The organism is Nocardia sp. NPDC058633, from assembly GCF_042717045.1.
In the GTDB taxonomy this organism is placed as follows: domain Bacteria; phylum Actinomycetota; class Actinomycetes; order Mycobacteriales; family Mycobacteriaceae; genus Nocardia.
In genome coordinates this window covers 76014-89135 of sequence record NZ_JBHXRA010000003.1, presented here as the reverse complement: position 1 = coordinate 89135, position 13122 = coordinate 76014, and the positions used below count along the sequence as shown (strand labels likewise).

General features: G+C 68.4%; 12 protein-coding genes. 3 read left to right on the top strand and 9 right to left on the bottom strand.

Annotation, left to right across the window (positions count from 1 at the left end):
- Window positions 1-12 precede the first annotated feature (12 nt).
- The 6 genes from ACFWUR_RS04375 to ACFWUR_RS04350 form a co-directional block, all read right to left on the bottom strand.
- On the bottom strand, window positions 13-1956 hold the full coding sequence (locus ACFWUR_RS04375) for an acetoacetate--CoA ligase (protein WP_378901731.1): 1944 nt from the start codon (window positions 1954-1956) through the stop codon (window positions 13-15).
- A gap of 57 nt (window positions 1957-2013) precedes the next feature.
- A complete protein-coding gene (locus ACFWUR_RS04370; RefSeq protein WP_378901729.1) occupies window positions 2014-2829 on the bottom strand; it encodes an HpcH/HpaI aldolase/citrate lyase family protein in 816 nt (271 codons plus the stop codon).
- A 34-nt stretch (window positions 2830-2863) separates the two neighbouring features.
- Window positions 2864-3328: a MaoC family dehydratase gene (locus ACFWUR_RS04365; protein ID WP_378902482.1), complete on the bottom strand. Its 465-nt coding sequence runs from the start codon at window positions 3326-3328 to the stop codon at window positions 2864-2866.
- 74 nt (window positions 3329-3402) lie between these two features.
- Window positions 3403-4563, bottom strand: a complete 1161-nt coding sequence (locus ACFWUR_RS04360) for an acyl-CoA dehydrogenase family protein (protein ID WP_378901726.1) — start codon at window positions 4561-4563, stop codon at window positions 3403-3405.
- Complete coding sequence (locus tag ACFWUR_RS04355; protein ID WP_378901723.1) at window positions 4560-6698, bottom strand: acetyl/propionyl/methylcrotonyl-CoA carboxylase subunit alpha; 2139 nt, start codon at window positions 6696-6698, stop codon at window positions 4560-4562. Before ACFWUR_RS04355 ends, ACFWUR_RS04360 begins: the two co-directional genes overlap by 4 nt.
- A gap of 85 nt (window positions 6699-6783) precedes the next feature.
- A complete protein-coding gene (locus ACFWUR_RS04350) occupies window positions 6784-8391 on the bottom strand; it encodes a carboxyl transferase domain-containing protein (protein WP_378901720.1) in 1608 nt (535 codons plus the stop codon).
- Between the two features lie 88 nt (window positions 8392-8479).
- Between ACFWUR_RS04350 and ACFWUR_RS04345 the strand changes: the two genes are divergently transcribed.
- Window positions 8480-9079 (top strand): TetR/AcrR family transcriptional regulator, encoded by a 600-nt coding sequence (locus ACFWUR_RS04345; protein ID WP_378901716.1) that lies wholly within the window; start codon window positions 8480-8482, stop codon window positions 9077-9079.
- Here ACFWUR_RS04345 and ACFWUR_RS04340 read toward each other — a convergent pair.
- Window positions 9076-9486 (bottom strand): NYN domain-containing protein, encoded by a 411-nt coding sequence (locus tag ACFWUR_RS04340; RefSeq protein WP_378901713.1) that lies wholly within the window; start codon window positions 9484-9486, stop codon window positions 9076-9078. The two genes, ACFWUR_RS04345 and ACFWUR_RS04340, sit on opposite strands and share 4 nt — an antisense overlap.
- Before the next feature lie 235 nt (window positions 9487-9721).
- Here ACFWUR_RS04340 and ACFWUR_RS04335 point away from each other — a divergent pair, with 235 nt between their 5' ends.
- Window positions 9722-10147, top strand: coding sequence for a PPOX class F420-dependent oxidoreductase (locus ACFWUR_RS04335; RefSeq protein ID WP_378901710.1), 426 nt, complete (start codon window positions 9722-9724; stop codon window positions 10145-10147).
- 7 nt (window positions 10148-10154) lie between these two features.
- On the opposite strand, the gene ACFWUR_RS04330 is transcribed toward ACFWUR_RS04335, so the two are convergent.
- Both ACFWUR_RS04330 and ACFWUR_RS04325 read right to left on the bottom strand, forming a co-directional pair.
- Complete coding sequence (locus ACFWUR_RS04330; RefSeq protein WP_378901707.1) at window positions 10155-11300, bottom strand: TerD family protein; 1146 nt, start codon at window positions 11298-11300, stop codon at window positions 10155-10157.
- Between the two features lie 24 nt (window positions 11301-11324).
- On the bottom strand, window positions 11325-12029 hold the full coding sequence (locus tag ACFWUR_RS04325) for a DUF3105 domain-containing protein (RefSeq protein WP_378901704.1): 705 nt from the start codon (window positions 12027-12029) through the stop codon (window positions 11325-11327).
- 74 nt (window positions 12030-12103) lie between these two features.
- Here ACFWUR_RS04325 and cobM point away from each other — a divergent pair, with 74 nt between their 5' ends.
- Complete coding sequence (gene cobM / locus ACFWUR_RS04320; RefSeq protein WP_378901701.1) at window positions 12104-12847, top strand: precorrin-4 C(11)-methyltransferase; 744 nt, start codon at window positions 12104-12106, stop codon at window positions 12845-12847.
- The last annotated feature ends 275 nt before the right edge of the window (window positions 12848-13122 follow it).

The window sequence follows — 13122 nt, the reverse complement described above, 5'->3', positions numbered from 1 at the left end:
GCGGGAAGTGTATTAGCCCTTGTCGGGCGGGGTGATCCGGGCATACCAGTCGAGCAGGGCGGGGTCGTCGACGGCGCTGCGTTCGACCACGCGGGCGGGGTCGGCGCCCTGGAACAGCTTCTTGATGGGCACTTCCAGCTTCTTGCCGGTTCGGGTGTGGGGGATGCCGGGGGCTTCGCGGATTTCGTCGGGGACGTGGCGGGGCGAGACCTCGGTGCGGATCGCCGCGGCGAGACGGGTTTTCAGGTCCTCGGTGAGTTCCGTGTCGGGGGCAAGGACCACGAACAGTGGCATCCAGTAGCCGCCGTCGGGTTGCTCGGCGCCGATCACCAGAGCCTCGGCGATCTCGGGGAACTGTTCCACGACCTGGTAGATGTCGGCGCTGCCCATGCGGATGCCGTGGCGGTTGAGGGTGGAATCGGAGCGGCCGTGCACGACGACGCTGCCGTGTTCGGTCAGGGTGATCCAGTCGCCGTGGCGCCACACGCCGGGATAGGTGTCGAAATAGGCCGCGTGGTAGCGCTTTCCGTCGTCGTCGCGCCAGAAGCTGACCGGCATCGACGGCATGGGTGCGGTGACCACCAGTTCGCCGACCTCGCCGCGCACGGGCACGCCCTGCTCGTCGAAGGCTTCCAGGGCGACACCGAGATACGGCGCCGACAGCTCACCCGGCCATACCGGCACGGTCGGCGCCCCGCCGGCGAACGCCGACACCACGTCGGTGCCACCACTGATCGAGTTCACCTGAACGTGTTCACCGGCATTCTCGTTCAACCACAGCGCGCTCGACACCGGCAGCGACGATCCCGTGATGCCGACCGAGCGCAGGGCCGACAGGTCGTGATCGGTGCGCGGCACGGAGCCCGCTTTGACGCAGCCGAGAACATAGCCGGGACTGGTACCGAACACGGTGGCGCCTACCTGAGCGGCAATGCGCCACAAGCCATCCGGTCCGCCCGCGGTCGGGCTGCCGTCGTAGGTGACGACGGTGGCGCCGGTCAGCAGGCCGGCGATCTGGAAGTTCCACATCATCCAGCTCGGGCTGGTGTACCAGAAGAACGTGTCCTCCGAGCCCATGTTCGATTGCAGCGTCACGGCTTTCAGATGCTCGAGCAGCACCCCGCCGTGGCCGTGGACGATGCCTTTGGGCAGTCCGGTGGTGCCGGAGGAGAACACGATCCACAACGGATGATCGAAATCGACAGGGGCAGTCTCGATCACCCCGAGTCCGGCGTAGGCGACCGAGTCGGCCCAGGACAGGGTGTCGGGCACGTCGAGGCCGAGCTGCGAGACGACGACGGTGGCGCGCAAGTCGGACAGACCGTCGCGCAAGGCCGCGATGTCGGCGCGCTTGTCGTGTTCCTTGCCACCGAAGCGGTAGCCGTCGGCGGTGACCAGGACCGTCGGGTCGAGTTGGCCGAGCCGGTCCAGCGCGGCCTTGGCCGAGTAGTCCTGACCGCACGCACTCCACACCGCGCCGATGCTGGCGGTCGCGAGGAAGGCGACGATCGCTTCCGGGATGTTGGGCAGGTAGCCGACCACCCGGTCGCCCGCCTCGACGCCCTGCTCACGCAATGTGCGCGCGAAAACTGTGACCTGCTCGATCAATTCGGCCCAGGAAAGCTCCCGCGGCTCGGCATCCTCGTGCAGGGCGATCACCGCCGGGCGGCTGAACTGGGCCATCCGGACGACCTGGTCGACGTAGTTGAGCCGAGTGCCGGGAAACCACTGCGCGCCCGGCATCTCCCGCGAGCCGAGCACCTCACCGGCGGTCTCACCGAGCTCGAAGTAGTCCCACAGGGCCTGCCAGAAGCCTGCGATGTCATCTACCGACCATTGCCACAGCGCCCGGTAGTCGGGGTATTCGTCGCCGGTTCGCGCGGTGACGAAGGCGGCGAAGTCGGTGATGCGGGCCGATGCGATGTCGTGCGCGCTCGGTACCCATTGCGGTAGCACTGGCGATGTCCTCCTCGAACTGGACTACTCGTGTATCGGGAGAGGGGTACCCGATGGTCAGCCGGGCACGCCCCCGCGCCGAACGATCTGTTCGGCGTGCCGAAGTACCGGTGCGTCGACCATACGACCCTCGAACGCGAACACCCCGCGGTGGTTGGGCACCTGCGCCAGCACCCGGTGCGCCCAGTCGAGTTCGGCGGGGTCGGGCGCGTAACCGTCGCGGATCACGGCGACCTGGCTCGGGTGGATGGCGACCTTGGCGTCGAAACCGACGGCGACCGCGTCGGCGGTCTCCGTGGCGAGACCGGCGAGATCCTCGATGTTCAGGTACACCGAGTCCAGGGCGAAGCGACCGAACGCCTTGGCTGCCAGCAGGGTCGACGAGCGCACATGGCGGGCGACCTCGCGGTAGCCACCGTCGGCGTGCCTGCTGGCGGTGCCGCCGAGCCCGGCGACCAGGTCCTCGGCACCCCACATCACGCCGATGGCATTGTCTGCCTGCACCGACTCGGTGACCCGCACCGCGCCGAGCGGCGATTCGACCAGCACGATCACCTCATAACCCGCGACGCTGCGCACCTGTTCGGCCGACTCGCACTTGGGCAGCATCACCCGGCGGTAGGCGGTCTGCGCCAGCACCGCCAGATCGGCCGCGTACTCGTCGGTGTCGGCCGCGTTGACGCGGACCACGGTGTGCCGCGGGTCAAGTGCAGTGTCGATCAGCGCCTGCCGGGCGGCGGCCTTGTCGCCGACGGCGACACCGTCCTCCAGGTCCAGGATCACCACATCGGCCACCGACGCGGCCTTGGCGAAGCGTTCGGGCCGGTCGGCGGGGCAGAACAGCCACGCGGGACCACTGGGCTGCCAGCTCATACTGCGTCCTCTCGACGGGCGCGCCGCGGCGCCGTCATGCTGTCGGGGCCTTGCGGATCAAGGTCTTGCGCACCGCGGTCGCCACGATCACGCCGTGCTGGTTGCGGGCGGTGTGGGCCAGGCTGACGATGCCCTCACCGGGGCGGCTGTTGGATTCGCGCTTGTCGGTGACCAGCGTCTCGGCGTAGATGGTGTCGCCGTGGAACAGTGGTGCGGGTGTGGTCATCTCGGAGAAGCCGAGGTTGGCGACCAGGGTGCCCTGCGTGAGCTGGGCGACGGAGAGCCCGACCAGGGTGGAGAGGGTGAACATCGAGTTCACCAGGCGCTGGTTGAACGGCGGCTGGGCGTCGGCGAAGGCCGCGTCCAGGTGCAGGGCCTGGGTGTTCATCGTCAATGTGGTGAACAAGACGTTGTCGGCCTCGGTGATGGTGCGCCCGGGCCGGTGCTCGTAGATCGTGCCGATCTCGAACTCCTCGAACCACAGACCACGCTGCACCACCCGGCGAGCGGTGTTCGTCGATCCCTGCTCGCTACCCTGCGCCCTCGCCTCCGGGTCGCCGTGCTCGGGCGCGCTCACAGACCCAGCTCCCGTGCGATCAGCATCAGCTGTACCTCCGTGGTGCCCTCACCGATTTCCAGGATCTTGCTGTCACGGTAGTGCCTGGACACCGGGTATTCGTTCATGAATCCGTTGCCACCGAAGATCTGGGTGGCATCGCGGGCGTTGTCCATCGCGGCCTCGCTGCCGACCATCTTCGCGATCGAGGCGGCCTTCTTGAACGGCTTGCCCGCCAGCATCAGCGCGGCGGCGTCGTAGTAGGCGGTGCGGGCCACGTGGGCGCGCGCCTCCATCCGGGCGATCTTGAACGCGATGGCCTGATTGCGGCCGATGGCCTGCCCGAATGCCTGGCGTTCGCCCGCGTAGCGCACGCTCTCGTCGACACAGCCCTGCGCGGCGCCGACGGCCAGCGCGGCGATGGCGATGCGTCCCTCGTCGAGGATGCGCAAGAAGTTGGCGTACCCGCGACCGCGCTCGCCGAGCAGGTTCTCCTGCGGCACGCGCACGTCGGTGAAGCTCAGCGGGTGGGTGTCGGAGGCGTTCCACCCGACCTTGTTGTAGGCGGGTTCGGCGACGAAACCGGGCGTATCCGTGGGCACCAGGATGGTGGAGATCTCCTTCTTGCCGCCGCTGTGCCCGGTGACCGCGGTGACCGTGACCAGCCGCGTGATGTCGGTGCCGGAGTTGGTGATGAACTGCTTGCTGCCGTTGATCACCCAGCTCTCGCCGTCGTGCACCGCGGTGGTCCTGGTGCCGCCCGCGTCGCTGCCCGCGTCGGGTTCGGTGAGTCCGAAGCCCGCCAGCGCTCGACCGCTGGTGAGCTGGGGCAGCCATTCGGCGCGCTGCTCGTCGTTGCCGAAGCGGTAGATCGGCATGGCGCCGAGCGAGACACCCGCCTCGAGGGTGATGGCCACGCTCTGGTCGACCTTGCCGAGTTCCTCGAGCGCCAGGCACAGGGCGAAGTAGTCGCCGCCCATACCGCCGAACTCCTCGGGAAACGGTAGGCCGAACAGTCCCATCTCGGCCATCCCGGCCACGACTTCGTACGGAAAGCTGTGTTCGGCATCGTGTTTCGCCGACACCGGCGCGACGACCTGGTCGGCGAAGTCGCGCACGGTCAGTGCGAGTTGGCGATACTCCTCGGGTAGCGAGCCTGTGGACAAGTAGTCGGTCATGCCGGGGTTCCTTCACGCTCTGTGTCGACGTCGGGTTCGGTGTCGGTGGCAGTGTCCGCACCGGTCGTTTCCAGGGGATGGGCGAGGACGCGCACCAGCACCTGGTCCAGCTTCACCTGGGCGCCCGGCGCGGCGAGCACCTCCACGGTGCCCGCCACCGGGGCGGTGAGCGCGTGCTCCATCTTCATGGCCTCGATCACGATCACCGGATCACCGATGGCAACCGTCGCGCCGTCGGCGACCGGTGTGGCGATCACCGAACCCGGCATGGGGCTGCGAATTTCGGCATCCCCGACGTGGGCGGTGTCGCCACGCACACTCGCTTCGGCGACCTCGCGCAAGACAGCCACGTGACCATCGCCGCTCACCCACAGCTGCCCGTCGGCCTCGGCGACCCGAAGCCTGCGCCGCAGTCCGTCGACGGTGACGGTCAGTCCGTCGTCGAGCAGAGCCGCCGACAGCGGTCTGGCCTCGGCGTGGGCTGAGCGCGCCGCTGTCGAGCCGGTGTTCGGGCCGGCCGGTTGCGGGTCGTCGACCGAGTCGCCGTTGTCGAGCCACACCGACGCGGATTCCGGTGTGCCGGTGACGAAGACGTGGCGCAGGAGCTCGCCCGAGGACAGTCGGACGGCGGTCGGCGCCGGTGCCCCCAGTCGCCATCCCGAGGGCGTCGACCACAGATCTCCACTGCGAGTCTGCCAGCGCCGCAGCCAGTGATAGGTCGCGGCGGCGATGAATTCGTCATCGGAGGGCACGGCGGGCACGAAATCGGACACCCGCCGATCGAGCAGCGCCGTGTCGAGGCGGCCCGCCTGCACGTCGTCGTCGGCGAGCAGAAACCGCAGGAACTCGATATTGCTCGTCACGCCCAGCAGCACAGTCTGTTTCAGCGCGCGGTCCAGCGCGGCGAGCGCGTCGGCACGAGTATCGCCACGCGCGATCACCTTCGACAGCATCGGGTCGTAGTCGCTGCCGACCACGGTGCCCACCGAGATTCCCGAATCGACGCGGACGTCGGGGCCTTCAGGTTCCGACAGCGCGAGCACGGTGCCACCGGTGGGCAGGAACCCGCGGGCCGGGTCCTCCGCGTAGACGCGCGCTTCGATGGCGTGCCCGACGAGGTGGATCTCGTCCTGGGTCCGTGCCAGCTTCTGCCCCGCGGCCACCCGCACCTGCGATTCCACCAGGTCGACACCGGTGACCATCTCGGTCACCGGATGTTCCACCTGCAGACGGGTGTTCATCTCCATGAAGAAGAACTCGTCGGGCTGGTCGGCCGAGACGATGAACTCCACGGTGCCCGCACCCACGTAGTCCACGCTGCGGGCGGTGTTGCAGGCCGCGGCGCCGATCCGGGCCCTGGTCTGGGGATCGAGCAGCGGTGAGGGCGCTTCCTCGATCACCTTCTGATGCCTGCGCTGCAAGCTGCACTCACGCTCACCCAGGTGCACCACGTTGCCGAACTTGTCGGCCAGGATCTGAACCTCGATGTGCCGGGGTCGGTTGACGAACCGCTCCAGGAACAGGGTGTCGTCGCCGAACGCCGCACCGGCTTCGCGGCGAGCGCTGATCAGCGCGGCAGGGAGCTCGGCGGGGTCGGTGACCCTGCGCATACCCTTGCCGCCACCACCGGCGGAGGGCTTCACGAGCACCGGGTAGCCGATTTCCGCGGCGGCGGCGATCAATTGGTCATCGGTCAGGCCCGGTTCGGCGATGCCGGGCACCACCGGCACCCCGAAGGCTGTCACCGTCTTCTTCGCGGTGATCTTGTCACCCATCACCTCGATGGCCTTCGCGGGCGGCCCGAGGAACACGATGCCCGCCTCGGCCAGCGCTGCCGCGAAGGACGAATTCTCCGACAGGAAGCCATAACCCGGATGCACAGCCTGTGCGCCCGAACGAACGGCAGCGTCGACGACCTTCTCGATCGACAGGTAGCTCTCGCGCGCGGGCGCCGGTCCGAGCCGCACCGCGGTATCGGCCTCGCGCACATGGCGTGCGTCGGTGTCGGCGTCGCTGTACACCGCGACCGAGCGGATGCCCATGGCGCGCAAGGTCTTGATCACTCGCACCGCGATCTCGCCGCGGTTGGCGACCAGGACGGTGTCGAATTCGACGGGGTGGTTCTTGTTCAGCATGTCGCTCACTCCTGCGTCTCGCCGGCGCTCGGCTCCGTCGTGCGCGACTGCGCACGGTGTTTTCGGTTCACTCGCTGACGCTGCTTCACATCCGGAACACGCCGTAGGACACGGGTTCGAGCGGTGCTTGCGCGCACACCGAAAGGGCGAGGCCGAGCACGGTTCTGGTGTCGGCCGGTGCGATCACGCCGTCGTCCCAGATGCGCGCGGTCGCGTAGTAGGGGTTGCCCTGGGTCTCGTACTGCTCGCGGATCGGGGCCTTGAACGCCTCCTGGTCCGCTTCGGACCAGGGCTTGCCCGCATTGTCGAGCTGATCGCCGCGCACGGTCGCCAGCACCGACGCGGCCTGCTCGCCACCCATCACCGAGATGCGCGCGTTGGGCCACATCCACAGGAAGCGAGGCGAATACGCGCGCCCGCACATGGAGTAGTTGCCCGCGCCGTAGGAGCCGCCGATCACGACGGTGAGCTTCGGCACCCGCGCGCACGCGACGGCGGTGACCATCTTCGCGCCGTGCTTGGCGATGCCACCCGCCTCGTAGTCGCGCCCCACCATGAAGCCGGTGATGTTCTGCAGGAACAGCAGGGGGATCTTGCGCTTGTCGCACAGTTCGATGAAATGCGCGCCCTTCATGGCGGATTCGGCGAACAGCACGCCGTTGTTGGCGACGATGCCGACGGGATGGCCGTGGATACGGGCGAACCCGGTGACCAGGGTCTTGCCGTACTCGGCCTTGAACTCCTGGAATCCGCTCTCGCCGTCGATGATCCGGTCGATGACCTCGTGCACGTCGTAGGGTGTGCGCGGGTCGACAGGGACCACGTCGTAGAGCTCGTCCTCGGCCTTGGCGGGCGGGGTGCTCGGCAGAACCTCCCACGGCGCTTCGGGGCGCGGGCCCAGCGTGGCGACGATATTGCGGACGATGCGCAGTGCGTCGCGGTCGTCGGCGGCCAGGTGGTCGGTGACGCCGGAGGTGCGCGAATGCAGCAGGCCGCCGCCGAGGTCCTCGGCGGTGACGATCTCGCCGGTCGCCGCCTTCACCAGCGGCGGGCCGCCGAGGAAGATGGTGCCCTGGTCGCGCACGATCACCGCTTCGTCGGCCATCGCGGGCACGTACGCGCCACCGGCGGTGCACGAGCCCATCACCGCCGCGATCTGGGCGATGCCCTTGGCGCTCATGTTCGCTTGGTTGTAGAAGATGCGGCCGAAGTGCTCGCGGTCGGGGAACACCTCGTCCTGGTGCGGCAGGAAGGCGCCGCCGGAGTCCACCAGGTACACGCACGGCAGGTTGTTCTGCGCGGCCACCTCCTGCGCGCGCAGGTGCTTCTTCACCGAGATCGGGTAGTAGGTGCCGCCCTTGACCGTCGCGTCGTTGGCCAGGATCAGGCACTCGCGGCCCGCGATGCGGCCGATGCCCGCGATCACGCCTGCGCCGGGACACTCGTCGCCGTAGATGCCGCCGGCCGCCAGTGGGGACAGTTCGAGGAACGGACTGCCGGGGTCGAGCAGCTGGTCGACGCGCTCGCGGGGGAGCAGCTTGCCCCTGGCCACGTGCCGTTCGCGGGACTTCTGCGGACCACCGAGGGCGGCCGTGGCCAGCCGCTTCCGCAGATCCGCGACCAGGGCGGCGTGCGCGTCCCGGTTGCTCGTCGCGGCCACGGTGGTGTCTTCGGTCTCGTGCGTCACCGTCATCACGCCACTCTTCCCATTCGGTTAATCGCTAATAACTGAAATTCAGGTTAATCTTGACTAACCAAGTTGTCCAGAGGGGGCTTCCACGATGTCGTCTACCGAGCCTGTTCAGGTCACCCGCCGCGAGCAGCTCAAAGCCCAGCGTCGCGAACAGTTGCTCGCCGCCGGCGCCCGACTCATCGCCGACCGCGGCTTCTTCGGTGTACGTCTGGACGACCTCGGCGCGGCGGTCGGCATCAGCGGCCCCGCCGTCTACCGCCACTTCGCGAACAAGGAGGCGCTGCTGGTCGAACTCCTCGTCGGCATCAGTGAGCGCCTGCTCGCGGGCGGTCGCGCCGTCGTCGACGAATCACCCTCGGCCGCGACAGCGCTGACCGCCCTGGTCGACTTCCACCTCGACTTCGCCTTCGGCAACCCCGAACTCATCCGCATCCAGGACCGCGACCTTGACAACGTCCCCGCCAACGACCGCCGCGTCCTGCGTCGCACGCAGCGCCAGTACGTCGAGATCTGGGTGGGTGTCCTGCGCGAACTGGCTCCCGGGCTCCCCGAAGAAACTGCCCGCATCCAAGCTCACGCCGCCTTCGGCCTGATCAACTCCACCCCGCACAGCGCGTCGGCGGCGAGTGCGTCGAGGGCCCGCCCGGTACTGCGCCAGATGGCCTTGGCGGCGTTGTCGGCCGACTAGTTTCCAGCCGCGGGTCGGTCGATCCGGCTCCAGAACCAGCTGGGCCCGACAGTCTCGGCGCCGTGCGTTTCCACTCGGGTGCGCAGCTCACGGTCGGCGGTGACGACGGTGATCTGTGTGTGGGTGTCGGTCTCGGCGACCACGTCGACGATCGTGTCGTCGCCCGAGCGTTCGGCGAGAACCACCGTTATGCGTGGCGCGCGGGGTTCTGCGCCGTCGGCAGCCGCCTTGGCCGCGCCTTCGAGGACAACCGTGATCTCGGTGGTCTCCGGGAGGCGGGTCGTCAGGTCCGCCACATCGGAGAGCAGCCTGCGCGCCGCACCCGCGCGATCCTTCCACCACCCGTTGGCGCGCGACCCGACGACATTGGCCGCATCCACCACGATGAGATGCTCGGGATCGCTCATCGGCTTAGTCTGCCTCGCCTGCTGCCGCGGATCTGGTGATCGCGGCGACCGCGCAAGCGAATCGCATCACGATCCTGCGCTACGACCACGATTTCGAGACCGCTGCCGAACGACCGGTCAGTCCACCCGATGGATCGCGCCGCCGGGCACAGTCGGCTGACCTCGCTCGGCACTGCGCTGACAGGCCGCCCGCAGGTCCTGCGGGAGGCCGTTGTGGTGACTTACCCTGGGTCGCATGGCCTCTCTGTCTGATCCCAAGGTGCTCGCATTTCTCTCCCACGGAACGCGAACGGGCAAGGTGGCGTTCGCTGCGGCGGATGGGCGTCCGCTGGTGACGCCGGTGTGGTTCATCGTCGAAGGTGACGAGCTGGTTTTCAATACGGGGAAGAACTCGGCCAAGGGGCGGGCGTTCGCGCGGGATCCGCGCGTCGCGGTGTGCGTCGACCTCGAAGAGCCGCCGTACGGGCTGGTCGAGGTGCAGGGGACGGTCACGCTGTCCGAAGACCTCGATGAGCTCGTGCGGACCGCGACCGCCATCGCAGGCCGCTACATGGGGCAGGACAAGGCGGAGGAGTTCGGTAAGCGCAACGGGGTGGCCGGGGAACTCGTGGTGCGAGTGCGGCCGACGAAGGTCATCGCGCAGTTCGATATGACCGGCTAGGCCCTGATCAGCGACTCGACAGCACGAACTGTTTGCCCGGGTCGACCATTTTGCGCACGGTAGCGCCTTTGGAGTACTCGCCCAGGGCCGTCATGTTCCATCCGTGCGCGGCGCGGGTGAGCATCGCCAGGAACACTCCCGTGGTCGGTTCGCCCCGCGACAGTTCGAAGCGCACCAACTCGGTGCCGGTGTGTTCGTCGAGGAGACGGCAATGCGCGCGGCCGACCTGGTCGAACTTGTGGCCCGCGAAGGAGTTCACGGTGAAGACCAGGGCGTGGACCTCCGGCGGAAGCGCGGTGAGGTCGACGGTGATGGCCTCGTCGTCGCCGTCCCCGTGCCCGGTCAGGTTGTCGCCGGAGTGCGTGATGGCGCCGCCGAAGGCCTCCCGCCGCAGGAACCAGACGTTGATCAGCTTCTTGGCCCGGTCGTCGTAGGCGATGACGGAGGCGTCGAGGTCGACCCGGCTGCCGTGGGTGGCCGGGTCCCACCCCAGCCCCATACGCACCCGCGTGAGCGGCGGTTCCCCTTGCTTGGTGAGCGAGACCGTTTCGTTCTTGCGCAGCGAGACGTGACCCTTGGACAGGTCGACCGTCGCTCGCCCGAACGGTGGCGGATCAGCGGGAGGGGCCTGCGACGGCGTCGGAGATTGTTGCGGCGCCGGCTCCTCGTCGATGGTGATGCCGAAATCGCCTGCGATACCGGCCAACCCCTGCGCGTACCCCTGACCGACCGCGCGGATTTTCCATGCGCCGTCGCGCCGGTAGATCTCGCAGGCGATCAGCGCGGTCTCGGGTCCGAGTCCGGTCGGGGTGAAAGAAGCCAGCAGTGTGTCGGTCGACGTGTCGGTCACCGTGATTCGCGGCGGGCCCGCCTGCCCCCAATCGGGCGGCCCGGTGCCGTCGAGACTGGCGGTGAGGACGATCTTGTCGATATCACGGGGTACGTCGTCGAAGACGACGCGAATCGCCTCGGGCGTCACGACCTCGACACCAGGCGCGACCGGTTGGTTGTAGAAGACGAAATCGCTGTCGGAGCGCACTTTTCCGGTGGTGGTGAGCAGCAGTGCGGCGATGTCCACCGATGTCGCGGCGATCACCGTCACCCGCACCTCGTTCGCGGGGATCGAGGTGTTCGCGCCCTTGGTCAACTCCATGGTCGTCCTCAGCTTCTGGTTCGACTACCTGGTCCCCGACATCGGTACCGCGTCGGGGCCCGGCGGGGTCGGGTCGTACGGGGGTGGGTCGGTGCGGTCGAAGAGCGGCGACGAACAGGTCGCGCCTACTTCCGGGGTGGTGTAAGGGTTTTCGCGGAGGGCGACGACGAACTGGTCGATGCGTTCGTCGGAGGCGGTGTCGAGGGCGAGTTGGTGGCCCCACGACTGCACCATGATCGGGTGGTCCATGTCGGGGATGGGCGACATCAGGGTGTACTGCCGGTCGGTCACCTTCGCGCGCAGCGTCGCCTGATCCTGCGCGCTCACCTTCGCGGGGTCGTAGGCGATCCAGACCGCGCCGTGCTCCATCGAGTGCACCGCGTTCTCGGTGCGCAGGGCCTTCGGGTAGACGACGCCGGTGCAGGCGGCCCATTGGGCGTCGTGCGGTCCGCCCACCGGGGGGATCGACGGGTAGGCGACCCGCTGGGTCGGCAGCACATGCGGCTGTCCCGGCGCGATCTCGGTGACGACGACGCCGCGGATCTGCAGCGACGGGTCACGGTTGTCCGCGGACGGGGCGAAACTGTCCGCGGTAGCGGTGGCCTTACCCACGATCGTGTCGGCCGAGCACCCTGCCAGCGTCGCGGCCACGACCGCCACCGCGCAAGCACCCGCTCTGCGCACCCCACCGCTGTTGTCCGACACCCGCATCGCGGAACCCCGTTTCATCGTCGACTGCCCCTGCCGTCCCACACAGAACCTACTTGTCCGCCCGTTCCGGGGACACTCCTAGACTCCCGTGCATGACCGTGCATTTCATCGGGGCAGGCCCCGGCGCCGCCGACCTGCTCACGGTGCGGGCAGTCACCCTCCTGCGCGAGAGCCCGGTCTGCCTGTACGCGGGCACCTACCTCGACCCCGAGGTGCTCGCGCACTGCGCGCCCGGCACCGAACTGGTCGACACCCAGCACCTGAACCTGGACCAGATCATCGACCGCCTCGTCCGGGCCGACCGGGCGGGTCAGGACGTGGCGCGGCTGTGTTCGGGGGACCCCTCGCTCTATTCGGCGCTGACCGAGCAGACTCGCCGGCTCGACGCCGCCGACGTCGCTTGGGACATCACCCCTGGCGTGCCCGCCTACGCGGCCGCGGCGGCAGCGCTGGGCACCGAGCTGACCGTGCCCGAAGTCGTCCAGTCGGTAGTTCTCACCCGGACGCAGGCACGCTCCACCGCGATGCCCGAAGGTGAGGCCATGGCGAACTTCGCCGCCACGGGCGCGACCCTGGTCCTGCATCTCGCGATCACCCGAATCAGGGTGTTGGCCGAGGAACTGGTCGCCGAATACGGCTCGGCCTGCCCGGTCGCCGTCGTCTATCGCGCCAGCCAACCCGAACAACTCGTCTTGCGCGGCACCCTGGCCGATATCGCCGACCAGGTGGAGGCGGCAGGCCTGCGGCAAGCCGCGGTGATCCTGGTCGGCCGTGCCCTGTCCGCGCCTGTGGACTGCGCTCAGTCCCACCTCTACGACCCCGCCAGAACCCGGTAGTTCTCGCCCTCGCGACAGCAGACCGGGCGGTGTGATCCATCACTCAGTTACCACGGTACACAGGTCATCCGACCAGGATGTGAGAACGCGAACAGGCGTCAGCAAACGCGGGGCGGGACCTCCACCTGGGACGATGTGCGCCAGCTATGGAGGTGGTTGGTTGCGGGGCGGGCGCACCGGTAGATTGGTGCGATGGTTTGCGACGAGTAGACCGGCGCTGGCGGCCGGACGGTCAGGTGCATGGTCTCGGCTGTGTAACGAGACCGGCACGGGCG